This is a genomic window from Citrobacter sp. XT1-2-2 (assembly GCF_023516235.1).
Classification (GTDB): Bacteria; Pseudomonadota; Gammaproteobacteria; order Enterobacterales; family Enterobacteriaceae; genus Citrobacter; species Citrobacter werkmanii.
The window spans coordinates 4,864,085-4,887,466 of record NZ_CP097324.1 but is presented as its reverse complement, the minus strand read 5'-3'; the positions used below and the strand labels follow the sequence as shown (position 1 = coordinate 4,887,466).

Genomic DNA, 23,382 nt, shown 5'->3' with positions numbered 1-23,382 from the left:
TATGTTATCTGGTGTGGTTATTCGTTAAACTACAGCGGTTGTCGCGGCGACAGAAGTGGCTGCGCAACCGGCTTATTACTCGCACAGGGGTTAAGCCGGTACGCCGTACCCGCCAGAGACGCCATCGGAAGGAGTGAGCATGTCAGAGCAGCTAATAGACTGGGACCTGGCCCTGATCCAGAAATATAACTATTCCGGGCCACGATATACCTCGTACCCAACCGCGCTGGAGTTTTCTGAAGACTACGGCGCCGAGGCGTTTTTAAACGCTGTGGCGCGTTACCCTGAGCGTCCGCTCTCGTTGTACGTTCACATCCCGTTCTGCCATAAACTGTGTTACTTCTGCGGCTGCAACAAGGTTGTGACGCGTCAGCAGCATAAAGCCGATCAATACCTCGATGTGTTAGAACAAGAGATCATTCATCGCGCACCGCTGTTTGCCGGACGCCATGTCAGCCAACTGCACTGGGGCGGCGGCACGCCAACGTACCTGAATAAAGCGCAAATCAGCCGTTTGACGTCGTTGCTGCGTGGCAACTTCAACTTTAATGCGGACGCGGAAATCTCGATCGAAGTTGATCCACGTGAAATTGAGCTGGATGTACTCGATCACTTACGTGCTGAAGGTTTTAATCGCCTGAGCATGGGCGTACAGGATTTCAATAAAGAAGTTCAGCGTCTGGTTAACCGTGAGCAGGATGAAGAATTTATCTTTGCGCTGCTGAATCATGCGCGGGAGATTGGCTTTACCTCGACGAACATCGATCTGATTTATGGCCTGCCAAAGCAGACGCCGGAGAGCTTCGCCTTTACCCTGAAACGTGTGGCTGAGCTAAATCCAGACCGATTGAGCGTTTTTAACTACGCGCATTTGCCAACGCTGTTTGCTGCTCAGCGCAAAATCAAAGATGCTGACCTGCCCAGCGCGCAACAGAAGCTGGATATCCTGCAGGAGACCATCTCGTCACTGACCGAAACCGGTTATCAGTTCATTGGCATGGATCACTTTGCTCGCCCGGATGACGAACTGGCAGTTGCTCAACGCAAAGGTGTGCTGCATCGTAATTTCCAGGGGTATACCACCCAGGGGGATACCGATCTTTTGGGGATGGGCGTATCGGCCATCAGTATGATTGGCGACAACTACGCGCAGAACCAAAAAGAGCTGAAGCGCTATTATCAGCAGGTAGACGAGCAAGGGAACGCGTTATGGCGTGGAATTGCGCTGACCCGCGATGACTGTATTCGTCGGGATGTGATTAAGCTGCTGATCTGCAACTTCCGCCTCGACTATGCCGCCGTGGAACAGCAATGGGATCTGAATTTTGCTGACTATTTTGCCGAAGACCTGAAACTGCTGGCGCCGCTGGCGAAGGATGGGCTGGTGGATGTGAATGAGAAGGGGATTCAGGTTACGCCTAAGGGCCGCCTGCTGATTCGGAATATTTGCATGTGCTTTGATGCCTATCTGCGCCAGAAAGCGCGGATGCAGCAGTTCTCACGCGTCATTTAGCCGGGTTGCCCGGTGGCGCTGCGCTTACCGGGCCTACGAAATATCAATACGTAGGTCGGGTAAGCGCAGCGCCACCCGACAAACCCACTAGCTGAACAGTCCAACCAGCGCCGCGCACAGCACTGCGGCAACCGCAGTTTGTGGCGTATGGCTTTCGACCGCACCGCTCGACAGCAGATTAATCATTGATTCCAGCATGATGACTTCCCCCCGTTAGCCGGGCACGATCATACTTAACTCATCGGAACAGTAAAGCGCAAAATAGCAGCAATTTGCGCTCAATTATCAATCTTTACACAGCGACCGATCGTCACTCCATTCCGAGTTCTTTTAACTTACGCGTCAAGGTATTACGGCCCCAGCCGAGCAAACGCGCTGCTTCCTGTTTATGCCCCTGGGTATGACGCAGCGCGGTGGTCAACAGCGTGCGCTCCATCTCTGGTTGAGCTTCAGAAAGCAAGTTTTGATGACCGGAACGTAATGCCCGGTCTGCCCACTGCGCTAACAGCGTTGCCCAACTGTCCGGCTGCATAGTGGACGGCGCGTCTGGCACGCTGGTTTCAAAAAGCTCGGTCGGCAAGTCCTGAATCAATACTTCCTGTCCGGCAGCCATGACGGTTAACCAGCGGCAGGTGTTTTCAAGCTGGCGTACGTTGCCTGGCCAGGCCAGACGCGTAAGCGCTGCCTCGGTTTCGGGATGTAATTGCTTGGCTTCCACCCCCAGCTCGCGGGCCGCTTCCTGCAGGAAATGACGTGCCAGGCGAGGGATGTCTTCCCGACGTTCACGCAGCGGGGGCAAATGAACGCGAATGACATTCAGACGGTGGAATAAATCTTCACGGAATTTGCCTTCCTGTACGCGCAGTTCCAGATTCTGATGCGTGGCGGCGATGATGCGAACATCCACTTTCACCGGCGCATAACCGCCCACACGGTAAAACTGTCCATCGGCTAATACGCGCAGTAAACGCGTTTGCACGTCCAGCGGCATATCGCCGATTTCGTCGAGGAACAGCGTACCACCGTCAGCCTGCTCAAAACGCCCCTGACGAATGGTATTTGCCCCGGTAAACGCCCCTTTCTCATGACCGAACAGTTCAGACTCGATCAAATCTTTCGGGATAGCCGCCATGTTCAGCGCGATAAACGGCGCTTTGACGCGTGGGCTGTGGCGGTGTAGGGCATGAGCGACCAGCTCTTTACCGGTCCCGGACTCTCCATTAATCAATACGCTGATTGAAGAACGTGAAAGCCGGCCAATAATGCGAAAAACATCCTGCATCGCCGGCGCTTCGCCAATGATGTCGGTCGTGGGACCGTGGATTTGTACATTACGCGGCTGCTGCTGTTCCTGATAATGACTGATGGCGCGTTCGACCAGCGCCACAGCTTCGTCAATATCAAAAGGTTTGGGCAGATAATCAAACGCCCCTTGCTGGTAGGCGCTGACGGCGGCATCCAGATCGGAATGCGCCGTCATTATGATGACCGGAAGCATCGGATGACGCTGTTTGATCTGTTTTAGCAGGGTCAGACCATCCATACCCGGCATGCGAATGTCTGACAACAGTACGTCCGGTGTTTTGCTGGCCAGTGCATCCAATACCTCTTTACCGCTTTCAAATGCGGTACAGCTCAGACCAGCTCCTGCGAGCGCACGTTCTAGCACCCAACGGATGGAACTATCGTCATCAACGACCCAGACTATTCCTCGTTGCATAAACGTCACCTTTATTTCCTGATAGGCAGGTAAACCGAGAACTCGGTATGACCCGGCCAACTGGTAAATTCAATTTTGCCGGAATGCTGATCAATTAAATTACGGGCGATGGATAACCCAAGGCCGGTACCGCCCTCGCGACCGCTGACCATTGGGTAGAACAGCGTGTCCTGCAAATGAGGGGGAATACCCGGGCCGTTATCCTCAACATCGATCCGCGCCGCCAGACGGTAACGCACGCCGTGCAGCGTGAGCTGAAACGCAGTGCGGGTACGCAGTACGATCTCGCCGCCTTCCGGCCCTAACGCTTGCAGGGCATTGCGCACGATATTCAGCAGAACCTGTTCTATCTGGTCCGGGTCGTGCAATAACTCAGGCAGGCTCGGATCGTAATCACGAATTAGCGTAACGTTTTCTGGCACTTCCATCGAAACCAGCGCCACCACACGCTCCGCCACTTTGTGAATACTTTCCGTGATATGCATGCCCGGTTGTTGCGGTCCTAACAGACGGTCGACCAGATTACGCAGGCGATCGGCCTGCTCAATAATAACTTTGGTATATTCGGTCAGCGCCGGGTCCGGGAGCGCTTTACTGAGAAGCTGCGCCGCGCCGCGTAAACCGCCCAACGGGTTTTTAATTTCATGCGCCAGACCGCGTACCAGATCGCGGGCGGCAATTTGCTGGGCATGCTGGAGCTGTTCCTGACTCAGACGGCGCTGGTTATCCATTGGCGCCATCTCCAGCAGGATAAGCCCATCAGGCAGCCTCTGGGCGGTCACAGAGAGGATATGCGAGTGGCTGTCTATCACCAGCGTCACTTCGTTATCCGTAAAGCCCTGACCAGCTTCCAGGCTCTCACGCATCAGTCCGATGTTTAACGAAAAATAACTCAACAGATCGGGCAGCGGTGTACCAAACAGTTTGCGGGAGCTTTGGGCGAGCAGTTGTTGCGCCGCCGGGTTGGCGTAATGTATCGACAGCTCATCGTCGACGAGTAAGATGCTATTGATTAAAGAATTGAGGATCTGCCCAGCATCGGGCAGCGTGCCGGTTGCCATTCAGCAGTCTCCTGAAAAGTGTTGCACCATTTTAGTGCATTATAGCTTTTTATGGATAAAAAGCGCGAGAAAGCAGGTTGTTAGTGGAGAAAAAAGCCCATCCAGAGATGGGCTAAAAGTTCCACGGCAACTAAAACCTTCGTCTTTCTCCCTACAGCTGTGTTGGCTGCTTTCGCTCACCCCAGTCACTTACTTATGTAAGCTCCCGGGGATTCACTCAATTGCCGCCTTGCTGTAGCAAGAAATCCATTGGTTATTACACCCTCTGCACGTTTTTATGTGAGAGTGTAAAAGTTAAATTAAACGCTGTAGTACAGCTCAAACTCTACCGGGTGCGGCGTCATGCGCACACGGTCATCTTCTTCACGACGCAGCGCAATGTACGCATCGATCGCTTCATTGGTGAACACGCCGCCTGCAGTCAGGAACTCGCGGTCCAGATCCAGTTCTTTCAGTGCTTCTTCCAGAGAACCTGCAACCTGTGGGATCTCCTTCGCTTCTTCAGGCGGCAGGTCGTACAGGTTTTTGTCCATCGCTTCACCCGGGTGGATCTTGTTCTTAATACCGTCAAGACCCGCCATCAGCAGCGCGGCAAAGCACAGGTACGGGTTAGCAGCCGGGTCCGGGAAGCGCACTTCGATACGACGCGCTTTCGGAGAAGCCACTACCGGAATACGGATAGAAGCAGAACGGTTACGGGCAGAGTAAGCCAGCATTACCGGCGCTTCGTAACCCGGGACCAGACGCTTGTAGGAGTTGGTGGTCGGGTTCGCCAGGGCGTTGATCGCTTTAGCGTGTTTGATAACGCCGCCGATGTAGTACAGCGCCTGCTCAGACAGACCCGCATATTTGTCACCGGAGAACAGGTTTACGCCGTTCTTGGACAGGGACATGTGGCAGTGCATGCCGGAACCGTTATCGCCAAACATTGGTTTTGGCATAAAGGTCGCGGTTTTACCGAAACGGTGAGCGACGTTGTGAACCACATATTTGTAGATCTGAATTTCGTCCGCTTTTTTGGTCATGGTGTTGAAGCGGGTCGCGATTTCGTTCTGACCAGCAGTCGCTACTTCGTGGTGATGCGCTTCAACGACGAGGCCCATTTCTTCCATGATCAGACACATGGTAGAACGGATGTCCTGAGAAGAATCTACCGGAGGAACCGGGAAGTAACCGCCTTTCACGCCCGGACGGTGACCTTTGTTACCACCTTCGTATTTGGTGGAGGAGTTCCATGCGCCCTCGATATCATCGATAGCCACGTGGGAACCGGAAATGGACGCGCCGAAACGGATGTCGTCAAACAGGAAGAACTCTGGCTCTGGCCCGAACAGAACGGTGTCTGCGATGCCGGTAGAACGCAGGTACTCTTCAGCGCGTTTAGCGATGGAGCGCGGGTCGCGGTCGTAGCCCTGCAGCGTACCGGGTTCCAGGATATCACAACGGATGATCAGGGTGGACTCTTCATAGAACGGGTCAATGAGTGCAGTAGACGCATCTGGCATCAGAACCATGTCTGATTCGTTAATGCCTTTCCAGCCACCGATTGAGGAGCCGTCAAACATTTTGCCTTCTTCAAAGAATTCGGCATTTACCTGATGAGCAGGAATAGTGACGTGCTGTTCTTTACCTTTAGTATCAGTGAAGCGCAAATCAACAAACTTCACTTCGTGTTCGTTCAGCATCGTCAAAACGTGTTCAGCGGACATACTTACTCTCCCGGATTGGTCATGGTCGTCGTGGTAACGAAGTCTTCAATTCTGCAAAAAATTGGCCGTGTCGCCGTAAAAAAGATAAAGCGAAATCTGTGCCAACTTTTAAATTGCCCCTAAAAGGCGTTATCATGCGCACTATCGTGCAAAGGGGCTGCACCATGAAGGATGTATTGCACCATTATAGTGCTTTAATGTGAACATTAAGCACCATATTGGTGCAACGCACCCCAGATTACCCCTTTTAACGCTCCGTGAATGTGATCACAAAGAAACTCTGCAATACTTGTTTGCGGAGGATGTTTGTGATCCTGTTTTGTACTGCGATTAATCCGTGTACAATAACGCGCTATTTCTAAAATGCCTGAGGCAAAGTTGTGATCGAAAATTTGCGTAACATCGCCATCATCGCGCACGTAGACCATGGTAAAACGACCCTGGTAGACAAGCTGCTCCAACAATCCGGTACGTTCGATGCACGTGCTGAAACCCAAGAGCGCGTGATGGACTCCAACGATTTGGAGAAAGAGCGTGGGATTACCATCCTCGCTAAAAACACCGCTATCAAATGGAATGACTACCGTATCAACATCGTTGACACCCCGGGGCACGCCGACTTCGGTGGTGAAGTTGAACGTGTAATGTCCATGGTCGACTCCGTGCTGCTGGTGGTGGATGCAATGGATGGTCCGATGCCGCAGACGCGCTTCGTGACCAAAAAAGCCTTTGCCCATGGCCTGAAGCCAATTGTTGTTATCAACAAAGTTGACCGTCCTGGCGCGCGCCCTGACTGGGTTGTTGATCAGGTATTCGACCTGTTCGTTAACCTCGACGCTACCGACGAACAACTGGACTTCCCGATCGTTTACGCTTCCGCGCTGAACGGTATCGCAGGTCTGGATCACGAAGATATGGCGGAAGACATGACTCCGCTGTATCAGACCATCGTTGATCGCGTACCGGCTCCGAACGTAGACCTTGACGGCCCGCTGCAGATGCAAATCTCTCAGCTGGACTACAACAACTACGTTGGCGTTATCGGTATCGGCCGCATCAAACGCGGTAAAGTTAAACCGAACCAGCAGATCACTATCATTGATAGCGAAGGCAAAACCCGCAACGGTAAAGTCGGTAAAGTTCTGACCCACCTGGGTCTGGAACGTATCGAGAGTGATATTGCCGAAGCAGGCGATATCATCGCGATCACCGGTCTGGGCGAACTGAACATCTCCGACACCATCTGCGACCCGCAGAATGTCGAAGCGCTGCCGGCTCTGTCCGTTGATGAACCGACCGTAACCATGTTCTTCTGCGTAAACACCTCTCCGTTCTGTGGTAAAGAAGGTAAATATGTTACCTCTCGTCAGATCCTTGACCGCCTGAACAAAGAGCTGGTGCACAACGTTGCGCTGCGCGTTGAAGAAACCGAAGATGCGGATGCGTTCCGTGTTTCCGGTCGTGGTGAGCTGCACCTGTCTGTTCTGATCGAAAACATGCGTCGTGAAGGTTTCGAAATGGCGGTTTCCCGTCCGAAAGTTATCTTCCGCGAAATCGATGGCCGTAAACAAGAGCCGTTCGAAAACGTAACGCTGGACGTTGAAGAGCAGCATCAGGGTTCTGTGATGCAGGCTCTGGGTGAGCGTAAAGGCGATCTGAAAAACATGAATCCAGATGGCAAAGGCCGCGTACGTCTTGACTACGTGATCCCAAGCCGTGGTCTGATCGGCTTCCGTTCAGAATTCATGACCATGACCTCCGGTACCGGTCTGCTGTATTCCACCTTCAGCCACTACGACGACGTTCGTGCGGGTGATGTGGGTCAGCGTCAGAACGGCGTACTGATCTCCAACGGCCAGGGTAAAGCAGTTGCGTTCGCACTGTTCAGCCTGCAGGACCGCGGTAAGCTGTTCCTGGGTCACGGTGCTGAAGTTTACGAAGGCCAGATCATCGGTATTCACAGCCGCTCTAACGACCTGACCGTAAACTGCCTGACCGGTAAGAAACTGACCAACATGCGTGCGTCCGGTACTGACGAAGCAACGGTTCTGGTTCCGCCGGTTAAGATGACTCTGGAGCAGGCTCTGGAATTCATCGATGACGACGAACTGGTAGAAGTGACTCCAACCTCTATCCGTATCCGTAAGCGTCACCTGACTGAAAACGATCGTCGCCGTGCAATGCGTGGCGCGAGAGAAGAGTAATTAACGCTCTTTCTCAGGTAAGCATAAAAAAGCCGCTGGTTATCAGCGGCTTTTTATTATCTCGGGAGTATCAGAAGAAATACTTTGCCCCAATACGGATCTGATTTTGCTCGCGATGATAGGGTTCCACATTGCGATCTAACCAGCGTAACTCCAGATAGGGTAGCCAGTGTTCATTGATACGATACTTAAAGGTATTTGTAATTTCCCAGTGATGATCTTTTCCGTTACTGCTGTTGAAGTCATTGACTCGAATAAAATAGTGCGGCTCAAAGGTATAGGAAAACTTATCGGTGATAGTAAAATTCCAGTAGTTACCTATTTCATAGGTATCGTTATTATCCTGATCACCGTTTAGGTCGGTTGAACTGTAGTTATTATGGTTATAACGATTACGCACGGTAAGATTAAACCACGGGGTAAATTTATAGTTAACATCCAGGTAGGCAGCGCCACCGGAACCCGTACTCTTATCGTTGATCAACCCGCCGGGCTGGATAGTTAATTTATCCGTCGGTTTAAATAAAGGATACCAACCTTCTATTTCGTTATAGCCGTGTTTTAACTCATCCTTGCGTTGCATGGTGTAGGTGTTGGTGAGCATGATACCTGCGCCCATATCGGAGTTATAGCCAACGCGCATCATCACTTCTATCTGATCGGATGCCAGATTATATGCCTCGCGATTCTCGACATAGGCGCCTGCAAAAACAGAAGTAGACATAACAGAGGATAAGAGAATTATTGTTGTTAACTTTTTCATAATAAATCCATTTTTTAAGCGTAGGGAGGCCGCCATCCATTAAGATGGAATAAGCGGCAATTATTTTTATACGTTTACAGCAGAGGTATTATTTTTAGTGGTAACAGGATCCGCTTGAGTGTTGTTTTTCTTCCGTTGGCTGATTTCCTCAATAATAAAAGCAAAACGCGTTTCATTGAGTTTATAAAATAAACCCATCGTGAATGCAGCGATAATAGCCAGCCCGCAAGGCCACAGAAAAATAAGCTGACGCAGGCCAAGCAGGGTGGCATCGCTCTGGGTTATGTTGGGAATATAACCGATTTGCGTCAGCATGATGCCTGGCAGGAAACCCGCGAGCGCAGCGGAAATTTTGCGAGAAAAAGTATAACCCGTATACACCGAACCTTCCGCGCGGATCCCCGTTTTCCATTCGCCATAATCGACCGTATCCGGAACCAACGCCCAGTTCAGGCTGTTGACGAATGCTGTCCCGAAGAAGGCCATACAGGAGAATGTTACGAACAAAAATGACGTACTGCCCCAGAAAAAGTTCAGAACATCACCGACAGCCCATAATGCCAGACCGCCGAGATAAACCTGCTTTTTACCGAAGCGTTTCACGGTCGCGGGAACCAGCAGCACGCCGACCAGAATGCATCCCATGCTGAAAAAACCCATCCACGACAGCAGATGAATATCATTGAGCACGTACTGGGTGTAATACACCTGGATTGCCAGTTTGATGTTGAATGCGGCCAGTGTACACAGGTTGGCGACACACAGCACCAACAGCGGGGGATTACGGAAAATGGCACAGAATGATTTGAGAATGCTGGGCTTATGGTGATCCGGCACGATTTCGATATAACGTTCTTTCACACCGCTAAAGCACCACCACATGCTGAACAGCCCGCAGACTGAAAAGATCAATGCGGCAATCAGATAACCCAATGAGGGGGAACTGACAAACAGCGCCTGAATCGGCATAAAGCCAACGGTACACAATAGCAGACCCATGGTTGCGCCGCCCTGACGCCAGGCGGCGAGCTGAGCGCGTTCATGTGGGTTTTTCGTGATAGCTGGCACCATCGCGCCGTAGGAGCAGTTCATCAGGCTATAGAACAGACCAAACAGCATAAACAGCACCGTCGCCAGCCCGGTTTTCACCGTGAGCGTAAAATCTGTCGCTAAAAACTGCGCGCTGGCAACGATTGCGACAGGGAATGACGCATATAAAATAAAGGGTCTGAATTTTCCTTTTGTGCCAATATTTCGCCTTGAGTCCAGCAATACACCGGTCAGCATATCGGTAAAGGCGGTGAAGAACTTCGCCACCAGAAAGATAATCCCACCGTAATATGCAGGCATCCCTAGTTCATCGGTATAAAATTTAAGCAGATACAGCGTGCCGATACACAGCATCAAATTTGAGCCGAAGTCACCCACTCCGTAGGCGAATTTTTCACGCAGGCTCAGTTTTAGCGTTAGCGGATCATGAAAAGACATAATCGCTCCTCAATAGCGCCCCGTAGAGCGCTATTCATTATTATCAAACGGGTTGTTTACGTGCTTCTATCTCTTCAACGATGCGGACATACATCTTTTCGTTGAGATTGTAGAAACAGCCCATTGCCACGATGGTGATAACTGCCAGGGCACACGGATAAATAAAGATAAGCTGCCGCAAACCTTCGACCGTGCTCGCAGATTGCACCACGTTGGGGACGTAGCCGATTTGCGTCAGCATCCAGCCAGGGAAGAAGCCTGCCAGCGCCTGTGAAACTTTACGGAAGAAGGTGAAGCCAGTGTATACCGTGCCTTCAGAGCGTACGCCGGTACGCCATTCGCCATATTCCACCGTATCGGAGACCAGCGCCCAGTTCAGACTATTAACGAAGGCTGAGCCGAAGAACGCCAGACAAGAGAAGGCGACAAAGCTGACTGAGCCACCGCCAAAGAAGTAGTTAAGCAGATCGCCCGCGACCCAAATCAGCAGTCCGCCAATATAAACCTTCTTCTTACCAAAACGTCTGACCATCCCAGGCATCAGGAAGACGCCAATGAAGATACAGCCCATGCTGAAAAAACCCATCCAGGAAAGGAGGATCGGATCGTTCAGTACGTACTGGGTGTAATAGACCTGAATCGCCAGCTTGACGTTGAATGCGCCCAGCGTGCAAAGGTTGGCAATGCACAGAATAAATAGCGGGCGGTTACCGGCGATGGCGCGGAAGGATTGCAGCAATCCCGGTTTTTGCGCGGCATCCACGGGTTTCACTTCCACGTAGCGTTCTTTTACACCGGCATAGCACAACCACATGAATAACAGGCCAAACAGCGAAAACAACGTGGCGGCGAAAATATAAGCCAGCTGTGAATTGCCTTCGATCAGGTTCATTACCGGTACAAAGCCGACGGTGCACAGCAGCAGCCCGAGAGTTGCGCCTCCTTGTCGCCAGGCGGCCAGCGACGCGCGTTCGTCCGGGTTTTTCGTGATTGCAGGCACCATCGCGCCGTAAGAGCAGTTCATCATGCTGAAGAACAGCCCGTACAGCATAAACAGCACCGTTGCCATGACCGTTTTACCGGTGACTTCAAACGGTGTACCGACAAAGTTGGCAATCGCCAGCAAGGTAACCGGAAATGCGGCATAAAGGACGAATGGACGGAATTTACCTTTCGGGCCGATTTTGCGGCGCGAATCGAGCATAATCCCGGTGCCCATATCAGTAAACGCGGTAAAAAACTTGGCGATAAGGAAAATGATACCGCCATAAGTTCCCGGTAAACCAAGGACATCAGTATAAAACTTGAGTAAATAGAGCGTACCAATGTCCAGCAGGATATTGGAGCCTAAATCACCCATCCCATAGGCGAGTTTTTCTTTGAACGGCAAGCGTAGGGTTGCCGGATTAGAGGAAGTCTGACTCATTATTATTCTCCATGTGCCCGCGAGTTGCCCCGCGGGCGAGCCGTGTTAGATGTTGCGTAAAGTGGCAAACAGTGACGCCCATTCACTCTTCGCGCGATAAAACACCGGAGGCTGGCCAATAGGCGCATCCACGGTAATTTCACCCCCCTGGTAAGTTTCCCCGGTCCAGACGTTGATCCAGCTATCCTCTGGCAGATACAGCGTCCAGTCGCTGCGTCCCTGTTCGTGAACTGGCGCTACCAGCAAATCTTGTCCCAGCAGGTACTGATACTTCAGGGTGTAAGTACGCGCATCGTCTTCGTAATGCAGGAACAGCGGGCGCATCACCGGCAGACCGGTGGCGCTGTTTTGCGCGACGGCCTGTTTGAGATACGGCTTCAGGGTGGTGAAGACGGTGGTCATGCGGGCAAAGTGGGCAATGGTTTCTACATCGCCATCAAACTGCCAGTTATCGCCTGGGCGGTTACCTTCATGGGTGCGCATCATCGGGGTGAAGGCGCTGAAATCACACCAGCGTAGCAACAGCTCTTTGCTGCGTTTCATGTCAAACAACGTGGTGTAACCACCGATATCGCTATGGTGCAGACCGTGGCCGGTCATCGCCAGCGACAGCGCGGCAGGAACGACCGAGGCCAGACCATCGTCGAGGCTCCAGTCAACGTTCTGATCGCCCGCCCACATCATGGTGGAGTATTTCTGGCTGCCGGTGTAGCCCGCACGCATAAAGAACAGGATCTCGCCGAGCTTGCCGGTCTCCTGTAGCGCTTCGTAGTTACATTTCGCCCACAGTGCGGGCCACGCGTTATGCATAATTTCGGCGCTGACGCCGTTGTGCAGGTAAGTGTCGGTTGGCAGGTATTCGCCAAAGTCGGCCATCCAGCCGCCGCAGCCCAGCGCGATCATGTTCTTTTTGATCACTTCTTTGAACCAGCCGTAAGCTTCGGGGTTGGTCAGATCGACTACGCCGCCGTAAAACTCGCCGAACTCAACCAGATAGTCATCGCCAGAAGCATCTTTCGCCAGATAACCGTGTTTGGCTGCTTCAGCGCAGAGATCTTTGTCGCTGGCGACGTACGGGTTGATATAGGAGAGGAACTGCACGCCTTCTTCTTTCCACTGCTTAATACGACTGTCCAGTTGTGGGTAGTTGTCGCTGTTCCATTTCCAGTTCCACATCACGCGCTTACCAAAGGAGGTCATGCGGATCCCGGACCAGTCCTGTGCCCAGATGCCGTTAACTTTCACGCCAGCGTTACGCATGGTGTCCAGTTTGTTCTGGCAAATCTCAGTCCCGCCCTGAATGCCCAGCGTGACGCCGTCGTAAATCCAGTCCGGCAGCTCCGGCTGGCGGCCTAACAATGCGGTTAATTTCTCCAGCAGGGAGATGTAAGTGTCAGCGCACTCAAAGCGCAGGGTGGTTTTATCCTCCCACAACGCCAGTTCGTGATACTCCGGCGCGCTGAAGTCGAAATTCATATAGCAGCTGTTATCAACGTGGCAATAATACTTCTGCGTACTGACAAAGGTTGGTTGTGGGAAGAAGGTCCAGTAGTAGTCACCGCCGGCATTTTCTTTGCAGTCGGCCTGCCAGGTGACATAGCTTTTTTTGTTGCGGCCCACGCCCTGTTCGCTGGTCCACAGTGGGAATGGCTTACCGCGCAAATCGAAATAAGAGAACTGTTCGCCGCAGCCGTAAATATGGTCGTCTGGGTTAGCGGCCAGACGCAGCCAGATACGGTTATGGCTGCGTTCCTCGTTATGAAGGTCGAGCTTCAAACGACCCTGTTCATCGGTAGAGATGTGCAGCGTGGCGTTGATAGTATTACCGCGGCTGAAATCTACCCGCCAGCCTTCAGGAGACTCGCTTACCGTGGCGTCGGTCAGGGCAATCTTCTCATTGAGCTTGTCTTTAATGCTGAAGTTACCGCGGAACATATCAATGTCGGCAACGCCAGCGCCAATCCACAGGCAAGGGGTCTCTGCGCTGTGACGTAAGATCGGGCGCTGGTGGTACGTCAGTGTAAATCCATTTTGTAACGTCGTCAGTTCTAATGCGGTGGACCATTGTTGTAGCGAATTCATTTTCGTCTCCGTAAAAATAGGGTATTTCGGTAATTTGTCGGAAATCTGTTATTCACTGCCGATTAAAAAATGCATTTGATGCGTTTCTCCGGGCGCGAGATGAATCAGGCTAATCCCGGAGTTAAAGGCGTCGGGCGGGCAGGTCATCGGTTCTACCGCCAGGCCGCGGCGTGCTAATTTTTCGCCGGTATACACCTGCAGCCAGGGCTGGTGGCTGCGTAAATACGTCGACATGTTTTGAGCGGGGCTGGTCATCCTGACCTCCCACCCAGCGTCAGGCTGCAAGCTCCTGAATGTATGATCGAGAGTGGTTTGCGCGATTAAGCGCGGCTTTGTGAAATTGCGTTCATCACACATTTCTGCACTCATCGGGAGCGTTAATTCGCAGCTATCGATGGGTTGCAAATTGCAGGTCAGGTAGGGATGTGCTCCCGCGCCATACGGTGCAGTTTCATCGCCCACATTCTGGGTACGAATAAAAACGTGCAGTCCGCGGGGAGCATCCAGCCGGTAATTCACCTCTGAATACAGCGCAAAGGGATAACCATAAGAAGGCGGTAGAAAAATCGTCAGCGACACTTCCGTGTTCGACAGTTGGTTAATCTGCCAGTCGCGCCAGGCCAGTAATCCATGAATGGCGGTATGCAAAACAGGGTCGTTAACGGCAAGCTGATAGGTCTTGCCGTTATGTTGATAGCAGCCGTCTGCAACGCGGTTTGGCCAGGGAATTAACACTTTTCCCAAATGCGCCAGCGGCATCTCTTCCGGCTTATGTGGAATAACGACGTGACGCCCACGGTGCGTCAATTCTGCTAACCCAGCGCCAACCGTGACGATTTTCGCCTGGTAATGGCCAGCCTGAAGATGAAGGGTTTTTCCACCGCTATGCATGGCTGCTCACCTCGTGATTTATTTGGCGTTGATGTCCAGCAGACCGGCTGCCACCGCCGGAGCAAGACCCGGAGCCAGCGGCAAACGTGGGATCACGAGGCAGTGCAGCAGATGGTAAATATCCTGCTTACCATCCCAGACTTTGGTAGTTACCTTGTTATCGGTATCCAGCTCCTGCCACCATGAACCGGTCTCGTAGTCCATCAGATACGTGATGCAGTAATCCCACCACTTCTGATACCAGGCTTCGTACTGGCTGTCGCTAGTGAGGGTATAGAGGGCGTAAGCGGTGCCCATGGCCTCGACTATCGGCCAACGCACTCTTTCACGCACGATGGGTTTTCCGTCCCAGTCCACCGAGTAGACAAAGCCGTCTGCGCCGTCCGGCGCCCAGGCATCGCGGATAGTGGCGTGGAACAGACCCTTGGCATCTTCCAGCAACCAGGCGGGAGGCGTTTCAAAGCGGGCCTCCAGCGCGGCATGCAGATGCAACATCAGGCGGCCCCATTCGATCCAGTGGCCCGGCGTGCCGCCGTAGGCGCGGAAACGATGCGCTGGATTATCTTTGTTGTAATCGCGGATTGGGTTCCACTGTGAATCGAAGTGTTCGTTGACGCGATACTCACCCCTGCGAGCCACATCGTGAATAATTACCGATGCGATACGTAGCGCGCGATCAAGCCATTTGCGGTCATGGGTAACGTCATAAACGATCAGGAAGGCTTCAACCGCGTGCATGTTGGCGTTGCCACCGCGGTAATCTTCCGTCTGGCTGAAGGCTTCGTCCCAGGACTCCAGACACATCTGCTCATCTTCGCTCCAGAAGTACTTCTCAATCACTTCGATAGCGTCATCCAGCAATTGTCTGGCCTGTGGATGCCCGGTAGTGACCGCGCTGGCTGCACCAAGCAAGACGAAGAAATGCTGATAGCCCTGTTTGGAGGCATCCATCACGCCTTCGTCATTTACGCAGGCGTACCAGCCTCCGTAACGTGTGTCGCGTAGCGCGCCATTCAGCGCTTTAATTCCGTGATCGACTAGCTGATATGCGCCGGGGCGACCCATGGATGCGGCAACGGAGTAAACGTGCAGCATGCGGGCGGTGATCCACAGATGTGTTCCCATATCCGCTCTGACCTGACCACTATTTCCCAGCCAGCCAAAACCGGTAGGAACAGCAGCATTTTTACCAAAGTTAAAGATGCGGTCAGTTTCCTGCTCCAGCCAGCGATTGTGGCTTAAGGTGTTAAACCATTTCATGTTTTGATCCTCGATTAACGGCGGGCCATCATTTCGTCGACGATATCGCCCAGACGCTGCAACTTAGGTGCGGAAACGTCGCGCAGCATCAGTTCGGTGTCCGGCAGGCCAATAACTGATGACCAGACAGCACGCCCGGCCAGGAAGCCGGATGCGCCAGCGGTCATCGCCACACTGACCGCGCGTGGGAACAGTTTTTCATCCACACCAGAGGAGAGGATGACCCACGGCATGTTGATGTTTTCATGCAGACGCTGAGAGGCGCTGAGCAATTCCTGTTGGGTCCCTTTGCCGTACAGCGGCATCTCGACTTTGTAGAGATCGGCACCGCTATCGCCCAGCTCTTTCGCGGCATCGATAATGGCCTGTTCGCGATCGAACTTATCGCCACGACGCGGTGGACGAACAACCGGCTCAATGATGCTCAGAAGACCATTGGAATGGCATAGCTCATTGAATTCTTTGACCATATCCAGACGCTGCTGGGCATCTTCATCACTACGCCACAGCACCAGCAGTTTGAGAGCCTTGGCGCCATCTTGCTTCACGGCCTGTGGATTAATTTTTTTATCAATCACCACGCTATCGACCGGAATGCCATTACCCGGAATAAAGTCATCAGCGGCAACAATCATGGCGCAGCTTTTGGCGACCGCGTTTTGCTCTACGACCTGGCGGTAGCAGAACTGCTGATCGACCAGAATGGCGGATGCATAGGGAGAAAGGATCTTCGCCGCATTGACTTTAAAGTCGGTCAGCACGCTGTCATTGATCGGGGATTTTGCACCCGCTGCGGCAAACATTAAGCGCATGGCTTCGCGCTGATCGACCGCCAGCATGGCAAAACCGCCGGAAGCGCGGGTGATATCTTTCAGGGTGTACTTCGTCATTGTTCAGTCCTTACTTATCTGTGTGTTTATTTAGCCCGGCGGATGCGCGAACCTGTTCAAGAATTGCGGTCCAGTCTTCCCGTCCACGGCCAGCGGCGCGTGCCTGGTTATAGACTTCGCGGGAGGCGGCGCCGAGCGGCATCGGCACATGCAGAAGGTTTGCGACATCCAGCGCGATGCCAAGATCTTTGTGAGCTAAATCGATCATGAAGGCGGGAGAAAGATCGCCTTTCAGCACTTTGTTCGGCCAGGAGGTAGTGAAATGACCTTTTCCGGCAGGGGTGCCGCTCATTACCTTCAGAGCCACATCGAAGGAGAGACCGAGCGCTTCGCACAACACGGCTGCTTCGGCTGAGAGGGCGTTCAGCGCGATACTCATGTAATTGTTGATGAGCTTCACGCGGATCCCCATGCCGGGCCCCCCTGCGTTGATCAGCTCATTCCCCATCGCCATCAGCACCGGTGTGGCGCGTTCCACCTGTTCTGGTGTTCCGCCCGCCAGCAGCAGCAGCGTTCCCGCGATGGCGTGATCGGAGGTGCGTCCAACCGGGCAATCCATCATGTCAAAGCCTTTGGCACGCATATCGGTAATCAGTTTGTCGGTTTGCAGCGGGTGAATGGTGGACATATCAATCACCAACGCCTGCGGGGAGAGGCTTTCGCAGATGCCCTGTTCGCCGAACAGTACGCTGCGTACCAGATCGCCGTTGGGGAGCATAGTGATGACAAATTCCGCCCCTTTTGCTGCCTGAGCCGGGCTGCTGGCAGGCTGTGCACCTTTTTCCACCAGGCGCTGAACGGCATCCGGGTTAACGTCAAAGACGCTGAGTTGATGGCCCTGCTTCAGCAAGTTGCTCGCCATGGGGGAACCCATCTGACCTAATCCGATAAATGCTATAACTGCCATAACGTTCTCCTGAGACGTGGATGTCATTTTTTGTCATTTAAGGTCGTTTATTTTTGTCTGTTTTTGATCGTATTTGTAATTTATGGTCAAAAAATTGACAGCCGTCACTTTTTAAACATTTTGTGAAATTAAAATGATCCCATCTTGAAACGCCTAAGGAATGACCATGATTCGTATTGCTTGTGTAGGGATTGCCGTAATGGATCGCATCTATTACGTAGAGGGGTTACCGACTGAAGGGGGGAAATATGTGGCGAAGCGTTATACGGAAGTGGGCGGCGGGCCTGCGGCAACGGCCGCTGTGGCTGCAGCGAAACTGGGGGCGCAGGTGGATTTTATTGGCCGTGTGGGCGACGATGACACCGGAAATAGCCTGCTGGCGGAGCTGGAATCCCTGGGGGTGAATACCCGCTACACCCGACGCTACGTGGGGGCGCAATCCTCCCAATCGGCAATTCTGGTTGATGCACAAGGGGAACGAATTATCGTTAACTATCCCAGCCCAGATTTACTGCATGACGCTGACTGGCTCAATGAGATCGATTTTTCCCAGTGGGATGTGGTGTTGGCGGATGTTCGCTGGCACGAGGGGACTAAACAGGCGTTCACGCTGGCACGCCGGGCGGGAGTCATGACGGTACTGGATGGCGATGTAACGCCGCAGGATATCCGTGAGCTGGTGACGTTAAGCGATCATGCCGCGTTCTCTGAACCAGGTCTGGCGCGTATGACCGGGATAAACGATCCACTGGTAGGACTGAAAAAAGCAAAAACGCTCACAAATGGACATGTCTATGTGACAAGGGGCAGTGACGGTTGCGACTGGATAGAAAATAATACATTGCAGCATCAATCAGGTTTTACCGTTGACGTTGTTGACACCACCGGGGCCGGAGATGTTTTTCACGGTGCGCTCGCATTCAGTCTGGCCAACGGAAATACTCCGGAAGACGCTGTCAGGTTCGCCAGTGGTGTTGCGGCGCTTAAATGCACGCGCCCGGGAGGACGAGCCGGAATCCCTGACTGTGATCAAACCCGATCTTTTCTGTCACTTTTTGTATAAAATGCCTGGGCAATGGTTTTTCGAGGAAATTTCATGAGTCTTACCGAACTGACCGGTAATCCGCGACACGATCAGCTACTGATGCTGATTAGCGAGCGCGGTTATATGAATATTGATGAGCTGGCCAGCCTGCTGGATGTGTCCACGCAGACCGTGCGTCGAGATATTCGTAAACTCAGCGAGCAGGGATTAATTACGCGTCATCATGGTGGCGCGGGCAGAGCCTCCAGCGTGGTGAATACGGCGTTCGAGCAGCGTGAAGTCTCGTGGACGGAAGAGAAAAAGGCCATCGCCGAAGCGGTGGCCGACTACATTCCTGATGGGTCAACGGTGTTTATTACTATTGGCACCACCGTTGAGCAGGTGGCGCGGGCGCTGTTAAACCATAATCATTTGCGCATTATCACCAACAGTCTGCGGGTGGCACACATTCTGTATAACAATCCACGTTTTGAAGTTATGGTGCCAGGTGGAACGTTACGCCCGCATAACAGTGGCATTATCGGTCCTTCCGCCACGGCATTTGTCGCTGATTTTCGCGCTGATTACCTGGTAACCAGCGTGGGAGCGATCGAAAGCGATGGTGCGCTGCTGGAGTTTGATGTCAACGAGGCCAGCGTCGTGAAAACGATGATGGCCCATTCAAGGCATATTCTGCTGGCTGCGGATCATACGAAATACACGGCTTCTGCCGCGGTAGAGATTGGCAATGTGTCTCAGGTGACCGCGTTGTTTACCGATGAATACCCTGGTCCCGCATTGCATAATTTACTCCAGTCTCAGCAGGTGGAAATTGTGCAGGTGAGTCCGTCACAGGATGATGCTCAGGTCGGGTAATTCTCTCCAATGGTGGCTCGATAAATTCGCAGCCATCATTCGCGCATAGTCAAACTTCTCCTTTCCCGCTACAGTTATTCATCCACGGCGAATAAGGAGAAGGGCATGCTCTATATCTTTGATTTGGGTAATGTGATTGTCGATATCGACTTCAATCGCGTGTTAGGCACATGGAGCGATCTGAGCCGTGTACCGCTAGCTTCGCTAAAGCAAAGTTTCAGTATGGGCGAGGCTTTTCACCAGCATGAGCGAGGTGAAATAACCGATGAAGCGTTTGCTGAGGCACTATGCCACGAGATGGCGCTGCCGCTAAGCTACGAGCAATTTTCCCACGGCTGGCAGGCGGTTTTTGTCGCGTTACGCCCAGAGGTTATCGATATCATGCACAAACTGCGTGAGCAGGGGCATCGGGTAGTCGTCTTGTCGAATACCAACCGTCTGCACACAACGTTTTGGCCGGATGAATACCCCGAGATCCGTCAGGCTGCTGACCATATTTATCTTTCCCAGGATCTGGGCATGCGTAAACCGGAAGCGCGGATTTACCAGCATGTCCTGCAGGCTGAAGGTTTTTCTGCGCACGATACGGTCTTTTTTGACGATAACGCCGATAATATTGAAGGGGCAAACCGGTTAGGTATTACCAGTATCCAGGTCATCGATAAAGCGACCATTCCAGACTATTTCGCGAAGTTGTTATGCTAAAAAATGTTCAGCAACAAGCCAGGCATCATACGCGGCCCGTACGAGCCTGGCTGAAGCTGCTATGGCAGCGCATTGATGAGGACAATATGACGACGTTGGCAGGAAATCTTGCCTACGTTTCATTGCTTTCATTAGTACCGCTTATTGCCGTCGTTTTTGCGCTTTTCGCCGCATTTCCGATGTTTTCCGACGTCAGTATTCAGTTACGCCATTTTATTTTTGCGAACTTTATCCCGGCGACGGGAGACGTCATCCAACGTTATATCGAACAGTTTGTCGCCAACTCGAACAAAATGACCGCCGTCGGGGCATGTGGGCTGATTGTGACGGCGTTATTACTGATGTATTCCATTGATAACGCGCTGAATACTATCTGGCGTAGTAAGCGTACTCGGCCCAAAGTTTACTCTTTTGCCGTTTACTGGATGATTTTAACGCTGGGACCTCTACTGGCGGGGGCCAGCCTGGCGATCAGCTCTTATCTGTTGTCATTGCGCTGGGCCAGCGATCTCAACACGGTGATTGATAACATTCTGCGTATTTTCCCGCTGGTGCTTTCCTGGCTTTCATTCTGGCTGCTTTATAGCATCGTGCCGACCACGCGCGTCGCTAACCGGGATGCGGTTATTGGCGCCTTTGTAGCCGCCGTATTGTTCGAGGCCGGAAAGAAAGGATTTGCGCTCTACATCACGATGTTCCCGTCTTATCAGCTCATTTACGGTGTCCTTGCGGTGATCCCCATTTTATTTGTCTGGGTGTACTGGACGTGGTGTATCGTCTTGCTAGGCGCGGAAATAACTGTCACTCTCGGGGAATACCGCAAACTTAAACAAGCCGCAGAACAAGAAGAAGCAGAGCAACCATGATTGCATTAATTCAGCGCGTAACCCGTGCCAGCGTCACCGTGGAGGGCGAGGTGACGGGTGAAATTGGCCCAGGACTTTTGGTCCTGTTAGGTGTCGAAAGGGATGATGACGAACAAAAAGCGAACCGCCTGTGCGAACGCGTACTCGGTTATCGAATCTTTAGCGATGCCGAAGGCAAAATGAACCTGAATGTGCAGCAGTCAGGCGGCAGCGTGCTGGTGGTCTCGCAATTTACGTTGGCGGCAGATACTGAGCGCGGTATGCGCCCGGGCTTTTCAAAAGGCGCCGCGCCCGATCGGGCAGAAGCACTGTATGAGTACTTTGTTGAGCGTTGCCGCCAACAGGAAATGAATACGCAAACCGGTCGATTCGCTGCGGATATGCAGGTTTCGCTGGTTAATGATGGCCCCGTGACGTTCTGGTTACAAGTATGAACCAGCTACCGGTGTGGCCGCGGGCAACAAGAGAGAGTACAGCTATGTATCACCTTCGAGTACCGCAAACAGAAGAAGAGTTGGAGCGTTACTACCAGTTTCGCTGGGAGATGCTGCGTAAACCGTTACACCAGCCAAAAGGCTCCGAACGGGATGCCTGGGACGCAATGGCGCATCACCAGATGGTGGTGGACGAAGAGGGGAATCTGGTCGCGGTAGGACGTCTGTATATCAATGCGGATAACGAAGCCTCTATACGCTTTATGGCCGTTGACCCTTCCGTGCAGGAGAAAGGACTGGGTACGCTGATGGCGATGACCCTGGAATCTGTAGCGCGTCAGGAAGGGGTAAAGCGCGTAACCTGTAGCGCCCGTGAAGATGCGGTCGAATTTTTCGCCAAACTGGGGTTTGTGAGCCAGGGAGAGATCACCACACCGCAAACCACGCCGGTGCGCCACTTTTTGATGATTAAGCCCATCGCTACACTGGACGATATTCTCCATCGCGGCGACTGGTGCGGACAGTTACAGCAAGCCTGGTACGAACATATTCCCTTGAGTGAGAAAATGGGCGTGCGTATTCAACAGTATACCGGGCAGAAATTTATTACGACGATGCCCGAGACGGGGAATCAGAATCCGCACCATACTCTGTTTGCCGGGAGCCTGTTTTCTCTGGCCACGTTAACGGGGTGGGGGCTGATCTGGCTGATGCTGCGCGAACGTCATCTGGGGGGAACCATTATCCTTGCCGATGCACATATCCGCTACAGCAGGCCGATCACCGGGAAGCCTACCGCCATCGCCGACCTGGGCTCGCTGAGTGGCGATCTCGACCGTCTGGCGAGAGGGCGTAAGGCGCGCGTGAAGATGCAGGTCGAGGTATTTGGCGATGACTCGCCAGGCGTCGTGTTTGAAGGCACGTATATTGTGCTACCCGCGAAACCGTTTGGCGCGTATGAAGAGGGCGGGAATGAGGAAGAGTAGCTCCTCTAGCTGAAATGTAATATTGGATTCATTTGCTGATGTAAAATGCGGATTATGAGAATGCCATAATCCGCATTTTGATAAAAAATCGCATGTTGTCGATGATTGTATTGACGGGTACCTTCCTTAATCTCAGAACGGTTGCGCCCCATCAAAGCGTTTTTCTCTAACAGTAAAAAAAGCTGTTCCATCTCAGTAGTGTATTTATCTGCCTGTTGATAACCGAATTTTCTCCAGGTGTATTCATAGATAGATTCAAAGTCTTCGACTGCCTGATTAGAGAGTTTATACATTCAGGCTGCGCTTTTTCCTTTGCGCGACCTCCTGTAGAGTCAGGTCGCTTGTGCCGCTGTGTATCCCATCCTCCAGCGCGTCGCGTAATGCGCTATTTCGCAATTCTTGTTCCTCCAGTAAACGTAATGCCGAACGGACAACTTCGCTGGTGGAACCATAGCGCCCACTTTCAATCATTTCGTTAACAAAACGATCGAGATGCTCGCCAATTGTAATGCTGGTAGTTCTGGGCATAGGTTTGTCCTCTGTGTTATCTATTCACACAAGATAGCACCCGTGGACG

General features: G+C 52.5%; 22 protein-coding genes. 8 read left to right on the top strand and 14 right to left on the bottom strand.

Features of this window, described 5'->3' with window-relative positions:
• Positions 1–139: 139 nt before the first annotated feature.
• Entirely contained in the window at positions 140–1,513 is a 1,374-nt protein-coding gene (gene hemN / locus M4I31_RS23270) for an oxygen-independent coproporphyrinogen III oxidase (protein ID WP_085049699.1), read from the top strand.
• An 87-nt stretch (positions 1,514–1,600) separates the two neighbouring features.
• Here hemN and M4I31_RS23265 read toward each other — a convergent pair whose 3' ends face one another.
• The 4 genes from M4I31_RS23265 to glnA all read right to left on the bottom strand — a co-directional run bounded on the left by M4I31_RS23265 (position 1,601) and on the right by glnA (position 6,003).
• A complete protein-coding gene (locus M4I31_RS23265) occupies positions 1,601–1,711 on the bottom strand; it encodes a YshB family small membrane protein (protein WP_003028631.1) in 111 nt (36 codons plus the stop codon).
• Between the two features lie 112 nt (positions 1,712–1,823).
• The gene (gene glnG / locus M4I31_RS23260) at positions 1,824–3,233 is read right to left on the bottom strand and encodes a nitrogen regulation protein NR(I) (RefSeq protein WP_038642954.1); all 1,410 of its coding nucleotides are present in this window, start codon (positions 3,231–3,233) and stop codon (positions 1,824–1,826) included.
• An 11-nt stretch (positions 3,234–3,244) separates the two neighbouring features.
• Complete coding sequence (glnL, locus tag M4I31_RS23255; RefSeq protein WP_038635845.1) at positions 3,245–4,294, bottom strand: nitrogen regulation protein NR(II); 1,050 nt, start codon at positions 4,292–4,294, stop codon at positions 3,245–3,247.
• A 299-nt stretch (positions 4,295–4,593) separates the two neighbouring features.
• The gene (gene glnA / locus M4I31_RS23250; protein WP_038635848.1) at positions 4,594–6,003 is read right to left on the bottom strand and encodes a glutamate--ammonia ligase; all 1,410 of its coding nucleotides are present in this window, start codon (positions 6,001–6,003) and stop codon (positions 4,594–4,596) included.
• Positions 6,004–6,383: 380 nt separating this feature from the next.
• On the opposite strand from glnA, the gene typA reads away from it, so the two are divergent.
• Positions 6,384–8,207, top strand: a complete 1,824-nt coding sequence (gene typA / locus M4I31_RS23245) for a ribosome-dependent GTPase TypA (protein WP_085049700.1) — start codon at positions 6,384–6,386, stop codon at positions 8,205–8,207.
• 70 nt (positions 8,208–8,277) lie between these two features.
• Here typA and ompL read toward each other — a convergent pair whose 3' ends face one another.
• The 8 genes from ompL to yihU form a co-directional block, all read right to left on the bottom strand.
• Positions 8,278–8,970, bottom strand: a complete 693-nt coding sequence (gene ompL, locus M4I31_RS23240) for a porin OmpL (protein ID WP_085049701.1) — start codon at positions 8,968–8,970, stop codon at positions 8,278–8,280.
• Positions 8,971–9,036: 66 nt separating this feature from the next.
• A complete protein-coding gene (locus M4I31_RS23235; protein WP_085049702.1) occupies positions 9,037–10,458 on the bottom strand; it encodes an MFS transporter in 1,422 nt (473 codons plus the stop codon).
• A gap of 43 nt (positions 10,459–10,501) precedes the next feature.
• Entirely contained in the window at positions 10,502–11,884 is a 1,383-nt protein-coding gene (locus tag M4I31_RS23230; protein ID WP_085049703.1) for an MFS transporter, read from the bottom strand.
• Positions 11,885–11,929: 45 nt separating this feature from the next.
• Entirely contained in the window at positions 11,930–13,966 is a 2,037-nt protein-coding gene (locus tag M4I31_RS23225; protein WP_085049704.1) for an alpha-glucosidase, read from the bottom strand.
• Positions 13,967–14,014: 48 nt separating this feature from the next.
• Positions 14,015–14,857: an aldose-1-epimerase gene (locus tag M4I31_RS23220; RefSeq protein ID WP_085049705.1), complete on the bottom strand. Its 843-nt coding sequence runs from the start codon at positions 14,855–14,857 to the stop codon at positions 14,015–14,017.
• An 18-nt stretch (positions 14,858–14,875) separates the two neighbouring features.
• Positions 14,876–16,117 (bottom strand): sulfoquinovose isomerase, encoded by a 1,242-nt coding sequence (gene yihS / locus M4I31_RS23215; protein WP_085049706.1) that lies wholly within the window; start codon positions 16,115–16,117, stop codon positions 14,876–14,878.
• A 14-nt stretch (positions 16,118–16,131) separates the two neighbouring features.
• Positions 16,132–17,007 (bottom strand): sulfofructosephosphate aldolase, encoded by an 876-nt coding sequence (yihT, locus tag M4I31_RS23210; RefSeq protein ID WP_038635868.1) that lies wholly within the window; start codon positions 17,005–17,007, stop codon positions 16,132–16,134.
• Positions 17,008–17,017: 10 nt separating this feature from the next.
• Positions 17,018–17,914, bottom strand: coding sequence for a sulfolactaldehyde 3-reductase (yihU, locus tag M4I31_RS23205; RefSeq protein WP_085049707.1), 897 nt, complete (start codon positions 17,912–17,914; stop codon positions 17,018–17,020).
• Positions 17,915–18,080: 166 nt separating this feature from the next.
• Between yihU and M4I31_RS23200 the strand changes: the two genes are divergently transcribed.
• From M4I31_RS23200 to fabY, 6 genes are all read left to right on the top strand, one after another.
• Positions 18,081–18,977 carry a sugar kinase gene (locus M4I31_RS23200; protein ID WP_069324891.1) on the top strand — a complete coding sequence of 299 codons (897 nt, stop codon included), beginning with the start codon at positions 18,081–18,083 and terminating at the stop codon, positions 18,975–18,977.
• A gap of 33 nt (positions 18,978–19,010) precedes the next feature.
• The gene (locus M4I31_RS23195) at positions 19,011–19,814 is read left to right on the top strand and encodes a DeoR/GlpR family DNA-binding transcription regulator (RefSeq protein WP_038635877.1); all 804 of its coding nucleotides are present in this window, start codon (positions 19,011–19,013) and stop codon (positions 19,812–19,814) included.
• A 105-nt stretch (positions 19,815–19,919) separates the two neighbouring features.
• A complete protein-coding gene (yihX, locus tag M4I31_RS23190) occupies positions 19,920–20,519 on the top strand; it encodes a glucose-1-phosphatase (protein WP_069324890.1) in 600 nt (199 codons plus the stop codon).
• Positions 20,513–21,385, top strand: a complete 873-nt coding sequence (locus tag M4I31_RS23185; RefSeq protein WP_085049708.1) for a virulence factor BrkB family protein — start codon at positions 20,513–20,515, stop codon at positions 21,383–21,385. Before yihX ends, M4I31_RS23185 begins: the two co-directional genes overlap by 7 nt.
• The gene (gene dtd / locus M4I31_RS23180; protein ID WP_003825289.1) at positions 21,382–21,819 is read left to right on the top strand and encodes a D-aminoacyl-tRNA deacylase; all 438 of its coding nucleotides are present in this window, start codon (positions 21,382–21,384) and stop codon (positions 21,817–21,819) included. Before M4I31_RS23185 ends, dtd begins: the two co-directional genes overlap by 4 nt.
• 44 nt (positions 21,820–21,863) lie before the next feature.
• The gene (gene fabY, locus M4I31_RS23175) at positions 21,864–22,805 is read left to right on the top strand and encodes a fatty acid biosynthesis protein FabY (RefSeq protein ID WP_032940213.1); all 942 of its coding nucleotides are present in this window, start codon (positions 21,864–21,866) and stop codon (positions 22,803–22,805) included.
• 5 nt (positions 22,806–22,810) lie between these two features.
• Here fabY and M4I31_RS23170 read toward each other — a convergent pair whose 3' ends face one another.
• Together M4I31_RS23170 and M4I31_RS23165 are read right to left on the bottom strand one after the other, a co-directional pair.
• Positions 22,811–23,098: a type II toxin-antitoxin system RelE/ParE family toxin gene (locus tag M4I31_RS23170; protein WP_085049709.1), complete on the bottom strand. Its 288-nt coding sequence runs from the start codon at positions 23,096–23,098 to the stop codon at positions 22,811–22,813.
• Complete coding sequence (locus M4I31_RS23165; RefSeq protein ID WP_069324888.1) at positions 23,091–23,333, bottom strand: type II toxin-antitoxin system ParD family antitoxin; 243 nt, start codon at positions 23,331–23,333, stop codon at positions 23,091–23,093. The genes M4I31_RS23170 and M4I31_RS23165 overlap by 8 nt, the downstream gene beginning before the upstream one ends.
• Positions 23,334–23,382: the final 49 nt, after the last annotated feature.

What these genes read in the sequence shown, in the direction of transcription:
- hemN (WP_085049699.1), top strand. Translation starts at nt 140, where the DNA reads ATGTCAGAGCAGCTAATAGACTGGGACCTGGCCCTGATCCAGAAATAT.
- M4I31_RS23265 (WP_003028631.1), bottom strand. Translation starts at nt 1,711, where the DNA reads ATGCTGGAATCAATGATTAATCTGCTGTCGAGCGGTGCGGTCGAAAGC.
- glnG (WP_038642954.1), bottom strand. Translation starts at nt 3,233, where the DNA reads ATGCAACGAGGAATAGTCTGGGTCGTTGATGACGATAGTTCCATCCGT.
- glnL (WP_038635845.1), bottom strand. Translation starts at nt 4,294, where the DNA reads ATGGCAACCGGCACGCTGCCCGATGCTGGGCAGATCCTCAATTCTTTA.
- glnA (WP_038635848.1), bottom strand. Translation starts at nt 6,003, where the DNA reads ATGTCCGCTGAACACGTTTTGACGATGCTGAACGAACACGAAGTGAAG.
- ompL (WP_085049701.1), bottom strand. Translation starts at nt 8,970, where the DNA reads ATGAAAAAGTTAACAACAATAATTCTCTTATCCTCTGTTATGTCTACT.
- M4I31_RS23235 (WP_085049702.1), bottom strand. Translation starts at nt 10,458, where the DNA reads ATGTCTTTTCATGATCCGCTAACGCTAAAACTGAGCCTGCGTGAAAAA.
- M4I31_RS23230 (WP_085049703.1), bottom strand. Translation starts at nt 11,884, where the DNA reads ATGAGTCAGACTTCCTCTAATCCGGCAACCCTACGCTTGCCGTTCAAA.
- M4I31_RS23225 (WP_085049704.1), bottom strand. Translation starts at nt 13,966, where the DNA reads ATGAATTCGCTACAACAATGGTCCACCGCATTAGAACTGACGACGTTA.
- M4I31_RS23220 (WP_085049705.1), bottom strand. Translation starts at nt 14,857, where the DNA reads ATGCATAGCGGTGGAAAAACCCTTCATCTTCAGGCTGGCCATTACCAG.
- yihS (WP_085049706.1), bottom strand. Translation starts at nt 16,117, where the DNA reads ATGAAATGGTTTAACACCTTAAGCCACAATCGCTGGCTGGAGCAGGAA.
- yihT (WP_038635868.1), bottom strand. Translation starts at nt 17,007, where the DNA reads ATGACGAAGTACACCCTGAAAGATATCACCCGCGCTTCCGGCGGTTTT.
- yihU (WP_085049707.1), bottom strand. Translation starts at nt 17,914, where the DNA reads ATGGCAGTTATAGCATTTATCGGATTAGGTCAGATGGGTTCCCCCATG.
- M4I31_RS23200 (WP_069324891.1), top strand. Translation starts at nt 18,081, where the DNA reads ATGATTCGTATTGCTTGTGTAGGGATTGCCGTAATGGATCGCATCTAT.
- M4I31_RS23195 (WP_038635877.1), top strand. Translation starts at nt 19,011, where the DNA reads ATGAGTCTTACCGAACTGACCGGTAATCCGCGACACGATCAGCTACTG.
- yihX (WP_069324890.1), top strand. Translation starts at nt 19,920, where the DNA reads ATGCTCTATATCTTTGATTTGGGTAATGTGATTGTCGATATCGACTTC.
- M4I31_RS23185 (WP_085049708.1), top strand. Translation starts at nt 20,513, where the DNA reads ATGCTAAAAAATGTTCAGCAACAAGCCAGGCATCATACGCGGCCCGTA.
- dtd (WP_003825289.1), top strand. Translation starts at nt 21,382, where the DNA reads ATGATTGCATTAATTCAGCGCGTAACCCGTGCCAGCGTCACCGTGGAG.
- fabY (WP_032940213.1), top strand. Translation starts at nt 21,864, where the DNA reads ATGTATCACCTTCGAGTACCGCAAACAGAAGAAGAGTTGGAGCGTTAC.
- M4I31_RS23170 (WP_085049709.1), bottom strand. Translation starts at nt 23,098, where the DNA reads ATGTATAAACTCTCTAATCAGGCAGTCGAAGACTTTGAATCTATCTAT.
- M4I31_RS23165 (WP_069324888.1), bottom strand. Translation starts at nt 23,333, where the DNA reads ATGCCCAGAACTACCAGCATTACAATTGGCGAGCATCTCGATCGTTTT.